The sequence below is a fragment of the Marivita sp. genome, assembly GCF_020055635.1.
GTDB lineage: Bacteria > Pseudomonadota > Alphaproteobacteria > Rhodobacterales > Rhodobacteraceae > Marivita.
The window spans coordinates 1-16,298 of the sequence record NZ_JAIPUT010000047.1; the positions used below are offsets into that span (position 1 = coordinate 1).

The following is a 16,298-nucleotide window of genomic DNA, read 5'->3' on the forward strand; positions in this document are numbered from 1 at the left end:
TGCCGACAAGCACGCGCTGCATGTCGAAATGGCGGACGAGGCGGTGCATATCGGCCCGCCGCCCGCGAACCAGTCCTATATCGTCATCGACAAGGTCATGGAGGCGATCCGCAAGACCGGGGCGCAGGCGGTGCATCCGGGATACGGCTTCCTGTCAGAGAACCCGAAATTCGCGCAGGCCCTGGAGGCTGAAGGCGTGGCGTTCGTCGGCCCTCCGGTCAAGGCGATCGAGGCGATGGGCGACAAGATCACCTCGAAGAAGATTGCGCAGGAGGCCGACGTGTCGACCGTGCCGGGCTACATGGGCCTGATCGAGGACGCGGACGAAGCGGTGAAGATCTCGAACGAGATCGGCTATCCGGTGATGATCAAGGCCAGCGCGGGCGGCGGCGGCAAGGGCATGCGGATCGCGTGGTCGGACGACGAGGCGCGCGAAGGCTTCCAGTCGTCCAAGAACGAGGCGGCGTCGTCTTTCGGCGATGACCGGATCTTCATCGAGAAATTCGTCACCCAGCCCCGCCATATCGAGATCCAGGTGCTGTGCGACGCGCATGGCAACGGGATTTACCTGAACGAGCGCGAATGTTCGATCCAGCGCCGCAATCAGAAGGTGGTTGAAGAGGCGCCGTCGCCGTTCCTTGACGAAGCCACCCGCAAGGCGATGGGCGAACAGTCGGTCGCGCTGGCCAAGGCGGTGGGCTACACCAGCGCGGGCACGGTGGAATTCATCGTCGATGGCGACAAGAACTTCTATTTTCTTGAAATGAACACGCGGTTGCAGGTGGAACACCCGGTGACCGAATTGATCACCGGCGTCGATCTGGTGGAACAGATGATCCGCATCGCCAATGGCGAGCCGCTGTCGATCACCCAGGACGACGTCAAGATCAACGGCTGGGCCATCGAGAACCGGCTTTACGCCGAAGACCCGTATCGCGGTTTCCTGCCGTCGATCGGCCGTCTGACGCGCTATCGCCCGCCCGCAGAAGGGGCGCTTGGAGATGGTATCGTGCGCAACGACACCGGCGTCTTCGAAGGCGGCGAGATCAGCATGTATTACGACCCGATGATCGCCAAGCTGTGTACCTGGGGGCCGGACCGGGCCACCGCCATCGAGACCATGCGCAATGCGCTGGACAGTTTCGAGGTCGAGGGCATCGGCCACAACCTGCCTTTCGTGGCGGCGGTGATGGACCATCCCAAGTTCATTGCGGGCGAGATGACCACGGCCTTCATCGAAGAGGAATACCCGGAGGGCTTTGAAGGTGTCACGCTGGGCGAGGATGCGCTGAAACGCGTGGCTGCCGCCTGTGCCGCGATGAACCGGGTCGCCGAGATCCGTCGGGCGCGCATTTCCGGCACGCTCGACAACCACGAGCGCCATGTCGGCGAGGACTGGAACGTCGCGCTTCAGGGGCAGGATTTCGACGTGACGCTGGCGGCCGACCGGGCCGGAGCGACCGTGCGGTTTGCCGATGGGGCCGAAATGCGGGTCGCCGGAGACTGGACGCCGGGCGATCAGCTTGCCCGCATGACCATCGACGAAACGCCGCTGGTGATGAAGGTCGGCAAGGTGTCGGGCGGGTTCCGCATCCGCACCCGTGGCGCGGATCTCAAGGTGCATGTGCGCAGCCCGCGTCAGGCCGAACTGGCCCGCAAGATGCCCGAGAAAGTGCCGCCGGACACCTCCAGGCTGCTGCTCTGCCCGATGCCCGGCCTGATCGTCAAGGTCGACGTGGCCGAGGGCGACGAGGTCCAGGAAGGTCAGGCCTTGTGCACCGTCGAGGCGATGAAGATGGAGAACATCCTGCGCGCCGAACGCAGCGGCACCGTGTCGAAGATCAACGCGGCCGCCGGGGACAGCCTTGCGGTGGATGACGTGATCATGGAGTTCGAATGATCCCGTGACCGACGCCGCGATCATAACGGACCGGATCCCGATGTGGCGGCGTTACATCGGGGCCGCCGAAATCTACCCGCGCGGCAACACGTCGGTGCGGTCGTTGATTTCCTGCTGGCGGGTCGGCATCTTGTCGATGGCCCGGCTGATTTCGCGCACGCTCCAGGGCAGCGGTTTGCGTTGCTTGACCTCGCCATCCTTGTCGAGGATGGCCAGCATGAAGCCGCGCGGCCGCAGCTTTTCGCGGAAGGACGACCGGGCCTGCGGATCGGTGTCGGTGATGATGACGACGTCGCGGACATCAAGCGCGTTCAGTTCGCTGGTCAGGTATTGCATCTGCTGCACGTATCGCGGATCGGCGGGGCTGTCCGCGAAGACCACCACCGGCCGCTTGAGCCAGAGGAATTCTTCCAGCGTGGCATTTTCGGCGGACCGGATCATGTCCACCGACAGATCGTCGACGGTGGCGCCACCGTCCTGTGCCCGCCCCATGTCGGGAAGGTTCAGCATCAGGGCGGCCATCAACACGATTATAAGCTTTTTCATACCTCGCAACATAGGGCGTGCGTCCTGCAATGCGAAGGCACGATGCCGTTGGAATTGCGAAAAAGTTATCGCGGGTCAGCCGCGTCACGCGCGGGTGATCATACGCGCCGTGCCGCGCCCCTGCAGCCCTTCACCGCAGGTTGCCATGTCCGGTCCGGACATCGCGTCAGCGAAGACAAAAGGATGACCACACCAATGACAGCCAAGAAAGACACATGGCGCGCCCTTGCCGAAGCGGAATTGCGGGGCAAGCCGCTCGAGGCGCTGACCTGGAAGACGCTCGAAGGGATCGACGTTCAGCCGCTTTATACCGAGGACGACGTGAAGGACCTGCCGCATCTGGGCACGATCCCCGGCGAAGCGCCGTTCACCCGCGGGGTCAAGGCGACGATGTATGCGGGCCGTCCCTGGACGATCCGGCAATACGCGGGCTTTTCCACCGCCGAGGAGTCGAACGCGTTTTACCGCCGCAACCTGGCTGCCGGTCAGCAGGGCGTGTCGGTGGCGTTCGATCTGGCCACGCACCGCGGCTATGACAGCGACCACGAGCGGGTCACGGGCGATGTCGGCAAGGCCGGTGTGGCGATCGACAGCATCGAGGACATGAAGATCCTGTTCGACGGTATCCCGCTGGATCAGGTGTCGGTGTCGATGACGATGAACGGCGCGGTCATCCCGATCCTCGCCAGTTTCATCGTCGCCGGCGAAGAGCAGGGGCACGACAAGGCGGTGCTGTCGGGCACCATCCAGAACGACATCCTCAAGGAGTTCATGGTCCGCAACACGTATGTGTACCCGCCCGAGCCGTCGATGCGAATCATCGCGGACATCATCGAATACACCAGCGCCGAGATGCCCCAGTTCAACTCGATCTCGATCTCCGGCTACCACATGCAGGAGGCGGGCGCGAACCTCGTGCAGGAGCTGGCCTACACGCTGGCGGATGGCAAGGAATACGTGCAGACCGCGATGGCGCGGGGCATGGACGTGGACAAGTTCGCCGGGCGCCTGTCCTTCTTCTTTGCCATCGGCAAGAACTTCTTCATGGAAGCGGCCAAGCTGCGCGCGGCGCGGATGCTGTGGTACCGGATCATGGATGATCTGGGCGCCAAGAACGACCGGTCCAAGATGCTCCGCACCCATTGCCAGACCTCGGGTGTGTCGCTGGCGGAACAGGACCCCTACAACAACGTCATCCGCACCGCCTACGAGGCGATGAGCGCGGTGCTGGGTGGCACGCAATCGCTGCACACCAACGCGCTGGACGAGGCGATCGCGCTGCCGACCGAGTTTTCGGCGCGGATTGCCCGGAACACGCAGTTGATCCTGCAGGAAGAAACCGGCGTGACCAACGTGGTCGATCCGCTGGCGGGGTCCTATTACGTCGAAAAGCTGACCCATGATCTTGCCGAGGAAGCCTGGAAGCTGATCCAGGAGGTCGACGAGATGGGGGGCATGACCAAGGCGGTCGCCTCTGGCATGCCCAAGCTGCGGATCGAGGAAACGGCGGCAATGCGGCAGGCGCTGATCGACCGGGGTGAAGACGTGATCGTGGGGGTCAACAAGTACCGCCGCGACACCGAGGACCAGATCGACATTCTGGATGTCGACAACGTGGCGGTGCGCAAGTCACAGATTGCACGGCTCGAGAAAATCCGCGCGACCCGCGACCAGGCGGCCTGCGATGCGGCGCTGGCCGAGTTGGAGCAACGCGCGGCCGAAGGCGGCAACCTGTTGGAAGCGGCGGTCGAGGCGTCCCGCGCCCGCGCCACGGTAGGAGAGATCAGCATGGCGATGGAAAAGGTGTTCGGCCGTCACCGGGCCGAGGTCAAGACTTTGGCCGGCGTCTATGGCGCGGCCTATGAAGGCGACGAAGGCTTTGCCGCCATCCAGCGCTCGGTCGAGGCGTTCGCCGAGGAGGAAGGCCGACGCCCGCGCATGCTGGTGGTCAAGATGGGGCAGGACGGCCATGACCGAGGGGCGAAGGTGATCGCGACCGCCTTTGCCGATATCGGCTTTGACGTCGATGTGGGGCCGCTGTTCCAGACTCCCGCCGAGGCAGCGCAGGATGCCATCGACAATGATGTGCACGTGATCGGGATTTCGAGCCAGGCGGCAGGTCACAAGACGCTGGCGCCGGAACTGGTCAAGGAGCTCAAGGCGCAGGGGGCGGGGGACATCCTGGTGATCTGTGGCGGCGTGATCCCGCAGCAGGATTACAAATTCCTTCACGATGCCGGGGTCAAGGCGATCTTCGGACCCGGCACCAACATTCCCGAGGCCGCGCAGGACATTCTGCGGCTGATCCGCGAGGCGCGTGGGTGACAGCGGGTGAATGGGGGCGGGAACGGACGCGTCAACGCGTCCGTGATTTTCCGTTGACGGAAAATCCAGCGCCTGTTCCGATGTCACGATGATGTTCGAACTGGATCACATCGCGGTTGCCGGCGAAACGCTCGAAGACGCCGTGCGGCACAGCGAAGAGGCATTGGGACGGTCGCTTGGACCGGGTGGGCAGCATGCGCATTACGCCACGCATAACCGGCTTCTGGGGCTTGCGGACGGGCTTTATTTCGAGGCCGTCGCGCCCGATCCGTCGCAGCCCGCGCCGGGATATCCGCGCTGGTTCGGGCTGGACGAGTTCGCGGGACCGGCGCGGCTCGACAAGTGGATCCTGCGCTGTGACGACATCGCCGCCGCGCAGGCGGCCTTTCCCGAAGCCGGCGAGCCGGTGCATCTGAGCCGGGGCGACCTGCGCTGGACCATGCTGGTGCCGCGCGACGGGCGCCTGCCCTTCGGCGGGCAGTTTCCGGCGATCCTCCAGTGGCACAGCGACACGCCGCCGGGGCTGACGCTGTCCCCGTCGGGGCTGCGGCTGGAGGCGCTGACGATCACCGGCCCGGATGTCGCGGAGCTGGCGGCGCGGCTCGCGCCTGCGTTCGACGATCCGCGCATCGGGTTCGAGACCGGGGCGCAGCGCCGCCTGACGGCGGCGTTTCGGACGCCCGACGGTCTGCGCGCCCTGGCATGATCATCCGGACCGCGCGTCCCGAGGATGCCGAGGCGGTGGCGATGATTGTGAACGAGGTGATCGACACCACGACGATCACCTTCACCACCGAGCGCAAGAGCGTGGACATGGTGCGCGACGACATCGCGGCGCGGGGGCCTGCCTTCCTGGTCGCGGACCGTGGCGGGTTCGCGGTGGGCTATGCCAGCTACTTTCCGTTCCGCAGCGGGCCGGGCTATGCCTGGACCAAGGAACATTCCATCGCGCTGGCCCCTCTGGCGCGGGGCACAGGTGCGGGGCGCGCGCTGATGACCGAACTGGAAGCCGTGGCGCGCCGCGAAGGGGTGCATTCGCTGATCGCCGGGGTGAGCGGTGAGAACCTGGACGGGCGCGCATTTCACGCCGCGATGGGGTTTTCCGAGATCGCCACGCTGCCCGAGGTTGGCTTCAAGTTCGGGCGCTGGATCGATCTTGTGCTGATGCAGAAAAGGCTCTGATGCCGCACTGACAAAATCGCCGTTTTGGCATAAGCTTTGCGCATGTCGATCTGGACGCGCATAGCGGATGCCCTTTCGGCCCTCGCCTCGGGTGACGGGCTGGCTGCGGTGTTCGACCGGCTGCGAACGCCGCCGGAAAAGACCGTGGCGTTCACCATCGCGGTGATCGCGCTGTCGGCGAAGATGGCCAAGGCCGACGGGCTGGTGACCCGCGACGAGGTGATGGCCTTTCGCGAGGTGTTCCACATTCCCCCCGAAGACGAATCCGGCGCCGCCAAGGTGTTCAACCTGGCACGGCAGGACGTCGCGGGATTCGAGGAATATGCTAGCCGCATCCGCACCATGTTCGGTCAGGACACGGGAACCCTGTGCGACCTGATGGAAGGGCTGTTTCACATCGCGATGGCGGATGGCAGCTATCATCCGGAGGAAGAGGCGTTCCTGATGCGCGTGGCCGAGATTTTCGAGCTGCCCGACGGATCGTTCCGCAGCCTGAAATCGCGCTTCGTGCCCGATGCCGAGCCTGATCCCTTCGATGTTCTGGGCGTCACGCCGGACATGCCGCTGAACGAGATCCGCGCGACATGGCGGCAATTGGTGCGCGACAGCCATCCTGACCGGATGATCGCCCGGGGCGTTCCCGAGGAGGCGGTGAAGCTGTCGGAACGTCGGCTCATCGACATCAACCGCGCGTGGGAGGAGATCGCGGCGCGCGAACACGCCTGATGCGGTCCTGACCCCCGGATGAGACTTGCCACCTATAATGTCGAATGGTTCGATACGCTGTTCGACGACGCCGGGCAGTTGATCGTCGATGGGTCCTGGTCGTCGCGGCATGACATCACCAGGGCGATGCAGGCCGAGGCGCTGGGGATCGTCTTCACCGCGATGGATGCCGACGTGGTGATGGTCATCGAAGCCCCCGACACCAACCGCCAGCGCGACACGGTTCGGGCGCTGGAGGCGTTCGCGGCGGCGTTCGATCTGCGCGCGCGCCGCGCGGTGATCGGCTTCAGCAACGACACCCAGCAGGAAATCGCCCTGATGTATGACCCCGATGTCGTAACAGCGCGGCATGATCCCAGGGGCCAGTCGCCGCTTGCCGGTGCGCCGCAGGTTCCCGGCGTGCCGCGCTTTGACGGGACGTTCCGGATCGACCTGGATATCGATGCGACCGAGGACAAGGTTGTGTTCTCCAAGCCACCGCTGGAGATCGAGATGGTGGTGAAGGCCACGGGGCAGGAAATTCGCCTGATCGGCGCGCATCTGAAATCCAAGGCGCCGCACGGGGCCACGACCCGCGACGAGGTGATGCGCCTGTCCATCGCCAACCGCCGCAAGCAACTGGCGCAGGCGATCTGGCTGCGGGCGCGGGTGGACGAACATCTTGAGGCCGGTGAGCCGGTCATCGTGCTGGGCGATCTGAACGATGGTCCGGGGCTGGACGCGTACGAGAACCTGTTCGGGCGCAGCTCGGTCGAGATCATCCTGGGCGAGGGCGATGCGGTGCTGTTCGATCCGCATGCCTCGCAAGCCCTGTTGCGCCGGATCGGCCCACAACCCACCACCGCGCGGTTCTACATCTCGCAGGACGCGCGGTATCTGCAGGCCCTGCTTGACTACGTGATGGTGTCACCCGACCTGCGGCCCAAGGCGCGGCACTGGCGCATCTGGCATCCGTTCGATGACCCGGTCTGCTGGAAGACGATCGAGCTGCGCGAGGCGTTGCTGACGGCGTCGGATCATTTTCCGGTGACGCTCGATATCGACCTTTGAGGTGAAATCCCGTGCGGCTGTGCTTATATTGGAGCCATGAAACACAGAACCACAGCCGCTTTGGCCCTGGCCCTGATTCCCTTTGGCGCGATGGCGCAGGAGGACGAGGGCACCAGCCTGATGGAAGAGGGCGCCAAGCTGTTCTTCCGCGGGCTCATGGAAGAGATGGAGCCCGCCCTGCGCGAGCTTGAAGGCCTGGCCGAGGATATCGAGCCGGCGATCCGCAGCTTTGCCGAGGAGATGGGTCCGGCCCTGCGGGACCTGATGACGCAGGTCGAGGACTGGTCGGCCTATGAGCCTCCGGTCGTGCTGCCCAACGGGGATATCCTGCTCAAGCGGAAGGAGGATGCGCCCCCTCTCGACGACCTGCCGCCGCCGGAAGAGGGCGAGGTGGATATCTGAGGCTTATTCCGCCGGTTGCGCCCAGGTGCTCTGGCGCGACGGTCTGAGCACCGCGTTGGTGAGCAGCGCGCCGCCGGCGATCGACAGGATGGCCAGGAGGGCAGCAACGGACAGGGTCGGCACACCGGCCAGCCCTGCGCCGACGGTGCAGCCGCCGGCCAGCACGCCGCCGACGCCCATCAGCACAGCCCCACCCGCATAGCGCCCGGTTTCCGAGGGCGCCGAGAAGGATTGCCAGCGGAAGCTGCCGAAGACCAGCGACGACAGCAGCGCGCCGATCAGAACGCCACCCACCAGGCCGACGCCGAAATTGGCCGGGATCGAGGTGGAGGCCACCGTCCAGAACAGCGTGTCGGCGAAGGGCGAGGTGAAGGACAGGCTTTGCAGCGCGACCGGGTCGAAATCGTCGTAAAGCACGAACCCGGTGCCGATCCAGCCCGCAGGCACCAGCGCGCCCAGCAGGGCCGCAAGGATCAGTGTCGGAAGGCGGTTGCCCGATCGCAGGGCGATGGCCAGCGCTGCGGCGGCAATCAACAGCGACCAGACCAGCGCGCCACCGGGCAGGGCGGTCAGGGACACGATGTCACCCAGCGGCACGGTGAAAGAGCCAAGCGTGGTGCGGACCGGCGCCAGCACGCCCTTCAGCGTGGCGTGGGCGGTGATCGCAAAGACCAGCAGCACAAAGACCGCGCGCAGGTTGCCGCTGGCCGAAAGCACGGTCAGGCGCGACACGCAGCCGCGCGTCAGCACCATGCCCGCGCCGAACATCAGCCCGCCCAGGACGATGGCGAGGATCGGCAGGTCGGACACCATGAAACGGTGGTCGTCGAAGGTGATGAGGCCCGACAGGACTCCGGCCTGGGTGCCAAGAACCGCCACGGCGAGGGCGGTCAGCCAGACTCCCATCGCCTGTTTGCGGTCGTCGCCGACAAGGCCGCGACGGAAGCAGAACCCGGTGCGTTCGGCCAGAAGACCAAAGGCGGCGCCGAGGATCAGTGCAAGACCGACCGCAACTTGCGGTGCAGTGTAGGTCTCAAAGCCAAGGGATTCGAACATGGGTCGCTCCTTTCCGTCAGGTGAACTGGCAGATGACGGGAAATTGTTCTTCGGGCAAGGGTGGGAAAGGCCATGTGAGGGCCGGGATGCGGAACAGGGTTCTCGCCCTGTGCCGGGTGAAAGAACCCTGTCGCTGTCTTGCCGCCTTGTCCGGCATGGCGTTCGGCCCATGGCGATCCGGAGGCGGCGATTGACCTTATTTGGAACCCCTGGCGACCGGGACCTGTTCAGCGGCCCCGGATGCGCGGATCAAGCGCGTCGCGCAGACCGTCGCCAAGGTAGTTCACGCTCAGCACCGTCAGCGAAATCGCGATGCCCGGCAGGTAGACCCGTTCCGGGAATTGCTGCATCCGCGACACCGCGTCGGCCAGCATCTTGCCCCAAGTCGGAAAGTCCGAAGGAAACCCGACACCCAGGAAGCTGAGCGCGCTTTCGGTGATGATCGCGGTGGCAAGGCCCAGCGTGGCCGAGACCATGATCGGCGACAGCACGTTGGGCAGCAGGTGACGCTGCACGATGCGGAAGGGCGTCGTGCCGATGGAGCGCGCGGCGAGGATGAACTCGCGTTCCTTGAGGGCCAGGATGTCGCCGCGCACGATGCGGGCGGTGGGCATCCAGCTCGTGATCGCGATGATGCCGACGATCAGGACGAACATGCCGCCTTCCGGCCCGAAGGCGGCGCGCAGGGGCTGGCGGAAGAGCGTCACGGCCACCAGCAGGAGCGGCAGGATCGGCAGCGACAGGAACAGGTCGGTCAGGCGCATCAGCAGCCCGTCGGCCTTTTTGACAAAGCCCGCCAGGACGCCCACCGTCGTGCCGATGATCAGGCTGAGGATCATCGCGGCCCAGCCGACGGCCATCGAGGTGCGACCGCCCTGGATGATCTGGGCCAGCTGGTCGCGGCCAAGCTGGTCCGTGCCGAAGGGCCGGTTCCAGGCAACCTTGGCCGTGCCATCCCAGAGTGCGGTCCAGATCGGGCGCATGTCCTTGTTGCGGATGTCGAGCTTTTGCGCATCGACCTGCCAGATCCACGGGCCGACGAGCACGGCCAGCGTGATGAACAGCAGGAACCCGCCGCCGAACATCGCGCCCTTGTGTTTGCGGAACTGGTCCCAGACATCGCGCCACTGGCTGCGCGGTGGCGTCAGCGGACCCTTGTCGGCGAGGGCTTCGATCGGGACGGGGGAGGCTTGGACGGGTTCAGTCATAGCGGATCCTCGGGTCGAGAAGGCCATAGAGGACATCGGCGATCAGGTTGAAGAGGACGATCAGCACGGCGAAGATGAAGGTCAGCGTCATCACCATCGGCAGGTCATTCGCGAACAGCGCGGTGATGAGCAGCTGGCCGATGCCGTTCACCTTGAACACGTTCTCGGTGATGATGGCGCCGCCGAAGATCGCCGGCACGTTGAGCGCGATCACGGTGATCACCGGGATCATCGAGTTGCGCAGCACATGGACCGTCACCACCACCGCTTCGCTGAGCCCCTTGGCGCGGGCGGTGCGGACATAATCCTGGTTGAGATTGTCGAGCATCGAGGCGCGCATGTAGCGGCTGATCTGAGCCGTGGTCTGAAGCGCCAGCACCATCACCGGCAGGATCATCTGTTGAAACTGGAGTTTGAGACTGGCCCAGCTGTCGACCACAAGCGTGGTGTCATAGATCGACGGGAACCAGCCCAGTTGCACCGAGAAGATCACGATCAGCAGCGGCCCGGTGAAGAAGGGCGGGATCGAAAAGCCGATCATCGTGATGAACGTGCCGGACTGGTCGAAGACGGAATACTGCCGGTAGGCCGAATAGATGCCGATGGGCAGCGCGATCAGGATGCCGACGATATAGGCCAGCCCGACCACCCAGAGCGTCTGCGGGATGCGCTGGATCACGATGTCCATCACCGGGCTGCGGGTCTGCCACGAGATCACCCGCAATTCGTTCTGGTAAAGTTGCGTGTCGGGCAGCCATCCCAGCAGCGTGCTGGAATTGGTCAGCCAGTCGATGAACACCTTGGGTTCGAGCCAGAAGACCTGAACCAGCCATTTCCAGTATTGCACCAGCGGGGGTTCCCCCACGCCAAGCGCCTGGCGCATCTTTTCCTTGACCTCGGGCGGGACGGTCAGGGGCACCTGCGCCATCGGGTCACCCGGGGCGAGCTGGAGCAGCATGAAAATGACAAAACTGATGAACAGAAGCGTCGGAACGGCAAGGACAAGTCGTCGGACGGCGAAGGTCAGCATCGTGTGGCGCCTCGGGTCATTTGTCTTGGAAAAAAGGCAAGGTGCGTGCAAGCACGCACCCTACCGACCGGGCCGTGGGGAGCGTGCTGTCACGCACCCCACTGAAAGGGTCGTGTCAGTTGGACGTGATGCGATACCAGTCCGCGACGTTCCACAATTCACTGTCCCAGACGTTCAGCTCGACACCGCCAAGCGTGTTGGCATGCGCCGACAGACGGCCGCGGTGCACCAGCGGGATCATGCTGCCGTTGTTCACGGCCATCGCGCTCAGTTCACGACCGATGCGCTGACGCTCCGCCATGTCGGCGGTCTGGGTCAGCTCTGCATGCAGGGCGTCGTATTCCTCCATGCAGAAGCGGCTGATGTTTTCACCCTGCCACTGGGTCTCGGGACGCGGAGCCTTGTCGCACAGGCCGTTGCCCAGGTAGGTCTGCGGGTCGGTGCCGTTGAACGTGTTGGCGTACATTTCCACGTCGGCATAGAACTTCTGGAAGGTGTCCGGGCTGCCGGGGTCGCCACCGAAGAAGACCGAGCTGTCGACGTTGCGCAGTTCGACTTCGAAGCCGATCTGTTCCCACCATTCCTTGATCAGCGCCTGGAAATCCTGACGGACGGCGTTGGTCGAGGACTGGTACAGGATCGAGAGCGGTTCACCGTTGTGCTCGCGCACGCCGTCGCCATCGGTGTCGACGATACCGGCTTCGTCCAGAAGGGCCTTGGCGCCCTCGATGTCCTGAACCTCGCAGCCCTCGAATGTCGAGGCGAAGGCCTCGGGGGCCGGAACCCAGGAACAGCCGACCTTGCCGGCCTGACCATAGCCGATTTCCACCAGCAACGGACGGTCGATGGCCATCGACATCGCCTTGTAGACCGCCGGTTCGCGCAGGAACGGGTGCGGATGCGCCGCGGTCGAGCGTTCACCCTCGGGCAGGCTTGGGTCGGGGTCGGTCTGGTTGATCATGATGCGTTCGAGCAGCGGACCGAAGCCCGCAATCGGAATACCCTTGCCGCCCGCTTCCATCGCCGCGATCACGTCGGGTGCGAGTTGCAGGTTCCAGGCATAGTCGAATTCGCCGGTTTCCATCACGGCCTGACCGGCCGCGCGGGCATCGCCGCCGCCCTTGAACGTGACCGAGGCGAAGGCGGGCTTGGCCGGGTCGCGGTAGTTCGGGTTGGCCGACATGGTGATCACGTCGTTCGGCTTGAATTCGTCCACGACAAACGGGCCGGTGCCGATCGGATTGAAGTTCTGTTCGGTGCAGGTCGTGGCCGCGGCGCCCAGGCAGTCGGCGAATTGCGCGGCTTGAATGATCGGGCTTTCGCCGCCGACAAACGGGCCGTAGGGGTTCGGGGTCGGGCCGTCGAACGTGACCACGACGGTCAGGTCATCTGGGGTCTCGACGCTGCTCACGCCTTCGAACTTGGTGATCTGCGCGCAGCCGCCTTCGGGATGGGTGCAATACGCGTGGGTGAAGGCCACGTCGGCAGAGGTGAAGGGTGTGCCGTCGGACCATGTCAGGCCCGGCGTGATCTTCCAGGTGATCGTTGTCAGGTCTTCGCTGACGCCGCCATTCGCGACGGTCGGAACCTCGTCGACGAGCCACGGCACCAGATCGCCGGACGCGTTGTAGCGCGCCAGCGGTTCGAGAACCATCGACGCCGCTTCGACGTCTTTCGTGCCGCCCGACAGGAACGGGGTCATGATCGACGGCGCTTGCCAATAGATGATCCTGACCTCACCGTCCGCGCCGCGCTCTGCAAATGCGGCAGGCGCAATGGCGACAGCGGCGACGGCACCCATAAGTAGGGATGTGAGTTTCATTTGTCTCTCCTTGCTGGACACAGTTTGCCCGTGTCGTTCTTGTAAGTGGGAAGACACCGCGCCTCGGCCGTTACGGTTGTCGCACTGAGAAGGCTTCACGAATGGTGCATGTGTCTAATCCCCTGATTGCGCATCGAAACAGCTTTTGCGCAAAATGCAAGACCCGAGGGGCAGATTGCCGGGGTGACGTTGATACACCGTTTGACTCTGGCCGAACTGCGGTTAGCGTTTGGGCAGAGTCACAAGAAGGACGGCGCCAATGGCCGATGGCAGCATTGCCCAGATCGAAAATCTCAGGGTCGAGTTCCAGACCAAGTCCGGCACGGTCGTGGGCGTCGAGGACGTGTCGTTCGAGATCAATCCCGGCGAGACGGTCTGCGTCGTCGGCGAATCCGGGTCCGGCAAATCGGTGTCGTCGCTGTCGCTGATGCGGCTGATCGAATATGGTGGCGGCGACATCGCGGGCGGGCAGCTGATCTTCGATCGCAAGGACGCGGGCAGGATCGATCTGACCCAGACCGATCAGGATCTGATGCGCACCATCCGCGGCAACGAGATCGGGATGATCTTCCAGGAGCCGATGACGGCGCTCAACCCGGTGTTCACCGTTGGCAAGCAGCTGACCGAAGGGCTGCGGCTGCACAAGGGGATGAGCCGCGCTCAGGCCGAGGCGCGGGCGCTGGACCTGATGAAACAGGTGCGCATTCCCGAACCGGAACGGCGGCTGAAGCAACACCCGCACGAGCTTTCGGGCGGCATGCGGCAGCGCGTGGTGATCGCCATGGCGCTGGCCTGCGAGCCGCGTCTGTTGATCGCCGACGAGCCGACGACGGCGCTCGACGTGACGATCCAGGCTGAGATCCTCGCATTGATCGACCGGCTCAAGCGGGAAACCGGCACGGCGGTGATGTTCATCACCCATGACATGGCGGTGGTGGCGCAGATGGCCGACCGCGTGGTGGTGATGTTCCGCGGCAACAAGGTCGAGGAGGGCACGGTCGAAGAGATCTTCGAGAACCCGCAGCATCCCTACACGCAGGCGCTTCTGGCGGCGGTGCCCAAGCTGGGCGAGATGACGGGCACCGACCTGCCGCGCCCGATGCGTCTATTGGGGCGCGACGGGTCCGAGGTGCCGCCGATCACCGGGTCCGAGGAAGTTCTTCTCGAGGTCAAGCATCTGACCACGCGCTTTCCGGTCACTGGCGGGTTTTTTCGGCGCACGATCGCCAATGTGCACGCGGTCGAGGATTTGTCGTTCTCGGTCAAGAAGGGGCAGACGCTGAGCCTTGTCGGGGAATCGGGCTGCGGCAAATCCACCGCCGGCCGGTCGATCCTTCGGCTGGTGGAGCCGCAGGAGGGCAGCATCTTTCTGGATGGCAAGGACATCATGGCGTTGAGCCAGCAGGACCTGCGCGCGGCGCGGCGCGACATGCAGATGGTGTTCCAGGATCCCTTTGCCTCGCTCAACCCGCAGATGCAGCTGGCCGACCAGGTGTCCGAGCCGATGCGCAATTTCGGCATGGGGTCGCATGACGAGATACAGACACGCGTGGAGATGCTGTTTGACCGGGTCGAACTGCCGCGCAGTTTCATGCAGCGTTATCCGCACGAGCTTTCGGGTGGTCAGCGGCAACGGATCGCCATCGCGCGTGCGCTGGCGCTGAACCCGAAACTGATCGTGTCGGACGAGGCGGTCTCGGCGCTGGACGTGTCGGTGCAGGCGCAGGTGCTGAACCTGATGCTGGAATTGCAGGCCGAACTGGGGCTGTCCTATCTGTTCATCAGTCACGACATGGCGGTGGTCGAACGGGTCAGCCATCATGTCGGCGTGATGTATCTGGGCCGGATCGTCGAACTGGGCCCGCGCCGCGCGGTGTTCGAAAATCCGCAGCACCCCTATACGCAGGCCTTGATGAAGGCGGTGCCGATTGCCGATCCGAAGCGGCGCAAATCGGAAAAGGACTTGAATTTCAAGCCGATCCCGTCGCCAATTCATGGTCTGGACTACGAACCGCAGCCGTCGGAATACCGCGAGGTCGAACCGGGCCACAAGGTGTTGATCACCGACAGCGGCTATTGATCTTGCGCAACGGGGTTCCGGGATCCGTCACATGAAACGGCTGCTGCGCTGGGTCTTGCGCGGAGGTGTTGCGCTGTTGGTGCTGCTGACGCTGGTCGCCTGCGCGCTGCATGTCACCCATAGCGAGTCCGAGACGGCGGACGCGCCGCCAGAGGGGGACGCGCTGCGCATCGCCACCTACAACGTGCATTACATCGTTCTGAACGATCAAACCGGGCCGTGGTCCGTCGGTGACTGGGACCGGCGCAAGGACCCGATGGATCAGGCGTTCAAGGCGATGCGGGCGGATATCGTGGCGTTTCAGGAGATGGAAAGCTTTCAGCGCGGCAGCGACGGGTCGGTCAACCTCGCACGCGATTTCCTTGCTGCGCGCAACCCCGGCTACGGGGTCTCGGCCACCGGGGACTGGCGGGAGTTTCCGCCGACGCAGCCGGTCTTCTATCGCAGGGACAGATTGCAACCGGTTGATCAGGGATGGTTTTTCTTTTCCGACACACCGGAGGTGATCTATTCGCGCACTTTCGACGGGTCCTATCCGGCCTTTGCCTCCTGGGTGCATTTCGAAGACCGGGACAGCGGCGCGCGGTTTCGGGTGGTGAACGTGCATTTCGAATATTCCAGCCGGTCCAACAGGATCAAATCCGCGCAACTGGTCCGGGACCGCATGTCTGCGTGGATCGCGGCCGGGGAAAGCGTGTTCCTTGTGGGCGATATCAACGCGCTGCACGGCGCCCGCACGATGGACATTCTTGAAGAGGCCGGGGTGCAGTTCGATCGAACACCCGGCGCGACCTATCACCTGAACCGCGGGCTGCACCTGTTCGGAGCGATTGACCATCTGGCGCGCACGCGTGATGTTGCGCTGGTGGCGGGCCCCTGGGTCCTGCAACGCCGGTTCGGTGGTGAATGGCCGTCGGATCATCATCCGGTTTATGCCGATTATCTTCTGCCCTCGGATCAAGAGTGACCTC

General features: G+C 64.4%; 14 protein-coding genes. 9 read left to right on the plus strand and 5 right to left on the minus strand.

Annotated elements, in window-relative coordinates; translation table 11 throughout:
• Positions 1-1,900 (plus strand): acetyl/propionyl/methylcrotonyl-CoA carboxylase subunit alpha (locus tag LCF60_RS17990; protein ID WP_292293673.1); only part of this gene is annotated, 1,900 nt, incomplete at its 5' end.
• A gap of 72 nt (positions 1,901-1,972) precedes the next feature.
• Here LCF60_RS17990 and LCF60_RS17995 read toward each other — a convergent pair.
• Complete coding sequence (locus LCF60_RS17995) at positions 1,973-2,446, minus strand: DUF4174 domain-containing protein (RefSeq protein WP_292293676.1); 474 nt, start codon at positions 2,444-2,446, stop codon at positions 1,973-1,975.
• Between the two features lie 195 nt (positions 2,447-2,641).
• On the opposite strand from LCF60_RS17995, the gene scpA reads away from it, so the two are divergent.
• The 6 genes from scpA to LCF60_RS18025 all read left to right on the plus strand — a co-directional run bounded on the left by scpA (position 2,642) and on the right by LCF60_RS18025 (position 8,131).
• On the plus strand, positions 2,642-4,771 hold the full coding sequence (gene scpA / locus LCF60_RS18000) for a methylmalonyl-CoA mutase (protein ID WP_292293678.1): 2,130 nt from the start codon (positions 2,642-2,644) through the stop codon (positions 4,769-4,771).
• A 91-nt stretch (positions 4,772-4,862) separates the two neighbouring features.
• Positions 4,863-5,477 carry a VOC family protein gene (locus LCF60_RS18005; protein WP_292293679.1) on the plus strand — a complete coding sequence of 205 codons (615 nt, stop codon included), beginning with the start codon at positions 4,863-4,865 and terminating at the stop codon, positions 5,475-5,477.
• Complete coding sequence (locus tag LCF60_RS18010) at positions 5,474-5,953, plus strand: GNAT family N-acetyltransferase (RefSeq protein ID WP_292293680.1); 480 nt, start codon at positions 5,474-5,476, stop codon at positions 5,951-5,953. Before LCF60_RS18005 ends, LCF60_RS18010 begins: the two co-directional genes overlap by 4 nt.
• Before the next feature lie 42 nt (positions 5,954-5,995).
• Positions 5,996-6,679: a molecular chaperone DjiA gene (locus LCF60_RS18015; protein ID WP_292293682.1), complete on the plus strand. Its 684-nt coding sequence runs from the start codon at positions 5,996-5,998 to the stop codon at positions 6,677-6,679.
• A gap of 18 nt (positions 6,680-6,697) precedes the next feature.
• Positions 6,698-7,729: an endonuclease/exonuclease/phosphatase family protein gene (locus LCF60_RS18020; protein WP_292293684.1), complete on the plus strand. Its 1,032-nt coding sequence runs from the start codon at positions 6,698-6,700 to the stop codon at positions 7,727-7,729.
• 36 nt (positions 7,730-7,765) lie between these two features.
• Positions 7,766-8,131, plus strand: a complete 366-nt coding sequence (locus LCF60_RS18025) for a hypothetical protein (RefSeq protein ID WP_292293685.1) — start codon at positions 7,766-7,768, stop codon at positions 8,129-8,131.
• A 3-nt stretch (positions 8,132-8,134) separates the two neighbouring features.
• On the opposite strand, the gene LCF60_RS18030 is transcribed toward LCF60_RS18025, so the two are convergent.
• From LCF60_RS18030 to LCF60_RS18045, 4 genes are all read right to left on the minus strand, one after another.
• Positions 8,135-9,187 carry a YeeE/YedE family protein gene (locus LCF60_RS18030; RefSeq protein WP_292293687.1) on the minus strand — a complete coding sequence of 351 codons (1,053 nt, stop codon included), beginning with the start codon at positions 9,185-9,187 and terminating at the stop codon, positions 8,135-8,137.
• A gap of 227 nt (positions 9,188-9,414) precedes the next feature.
• The gene (locus LCF60_RS18035) at positions 9,415-10,395 is read right to left on the minus strand and encodes an ABC transporter permease (RefSeq protein ID WP_292293688.1); all 981 of its coding nucleotides are present in this window, start codon (positions 10,393-10,395) and stop codon (positions 9,415-9,417) included.
• A complete protein-coding gene (locus LCF60_RS18040) occupies positions 10,388-11,425 on the minus strand; it encodes an ABC transporter permease (protein ID WP_292293689.1) in 1,038 nt (345 codons plus the stop codon). Before LCF60_RS18040 ends, LCF60_RS18035 begins: the two co-directional genes overlap by 8 nt.
• Before the next feature lie 115 nt (positions 11,426-11,540).
• Positions 11,541-13,247: a peptide ABC transporter substrate-binding protein gene (locus tag LCF60_RS18045; protein ID WP_292293691.1), complete on the minus strand. Its 1,707-nt coding sequence runs from the start codon at positions 13,245-13,247 to the stop codon at positions 11,541-11,543.
• Positions 13,248-13,506: 259 nt separating this feature from the next.
• Here LCF60_RS18045 and LCF60_RS18050 point away from each other — a divergent pair, with 259 nt between their 5' ends.
• Positions 13,507-15,327: an ABC transporter ATP-binding protein gene (locus LCF60_RS18050; protein WP_292293692.1), complete on the plus strand. Its 1,821-nt coding sequence runs from the start codon at positions 13,507-13,509 to the stop codon at positions 15,325-15,327.
• Positions 15,328-15,358: 31 nt separating this feature from the next.
• Entirely contained in the window at positions 15,359-16,294 is a 936-nt protein-coding gene (locus tag LCF60_RS18055) for an endonuclease/exonuclease/phosphatase family protein (protein ID WP_292293694.1), read from the plus strand.
• The last annotated feature ends 4 nt before the right edge of the window (positions 16,295-16,298 follow it).

Excerpts from the sequence above, each read along its gene's own strand:
- LCF60_RS17995 (WP_292293676.1), bottom strand. The coding sequence starts at position 2,446 with ATGAAAAAGCTTATAATCGTGTTGATGGCCGCCCTGATGCTGAACCTT.
- scpA (WP_292293678.1), top strand. The coding sequence starts at position 2,642 with ATGACAGCCAAGAAAGACACATGGCGCGCCCTTGCCGAAGCGGAATTG.
- LCF60_RS18005 (WP_292293679.1), top strand. The coding sequence starts at position 4,863 with ATGTTCGAACTGGATCACATCGCGGTTGCCGGCGAAACGCTCGAAGAC.
- LCF60_RS18010 (WP_292293680.1), top strand. The coding sequence starts at position 5,474 with ATGATCATCCGGACCGCGCGTCCCGAGGATGCCGAGGCGGTGGCGATG.
- LCF60_RS18015 (WP_292293682.1), top strand. The coding sequence starts at position 5,996 with ATGTCGATCTGGACGCGCATAGCGGATGCCCTTTCGGCCCTCGCCTCG.
- LCF60_RS18020 (WP_292293684.1), top strand. The coding sequence starts at position 6,698 with ATGAGACTTGCCACCTATAATGTCGAATGGTTCGATACGCTGTTCGAC.
- LCF60_RS18025 (WP_292293685.1), top strand. The coding sequence starts at position 7,766 with ATGAAACACAGAACCACAGCCGCTTTGGCCCTGGCCCTGATTCCCTTT.
- LCF60_RS18030 (WP_292293687.1), bottom strand. The coding sequence starts at position 9,187 with ATGTTCGAATCCCTTGGCTTTGAGACCTACACTGCACCGCAAGTTGCG.
- LCF60_RS18035 (WP_292293688.1), bottom strand. The coding sequence starts at position 10,395 with ATGACTGAACCCGTCCAAGCCTCCCCCGTCCCGATCGAAGCCCTCGCC.
- LCF60_RS18040 (WP_292293689.1), bottom strand. The coding sequence starts at position 11,425 with ATGCTGACCTTCGCCGTCCGACGACTTGTCCTTGCCGTTCCGACGCTT.
- LCF60_RS18045 (WP_292293691.1), bottom strand. The coding sequence starts at position 13,247 with ATGAAACTCACATCCCTACTTATGGGTGCCGTCGCCGCTGTCGCCATT.
- LCF60_RS18050 (WP_292293692.1), top strand. The coding sequence starts at position 13,507 with ATGGCCGATGGCAGCATTGCCCAGATCGAAAATCTCAGGGTCGAGTTC.
- LCF60_RS18055 (WP_292293694.1), top strand. The coding sequence starts at position 15,359 with ATGAAACGGCTGCTGCGCTGGGTCTTGCGCGGAGGTGTTGCGCTGTTG.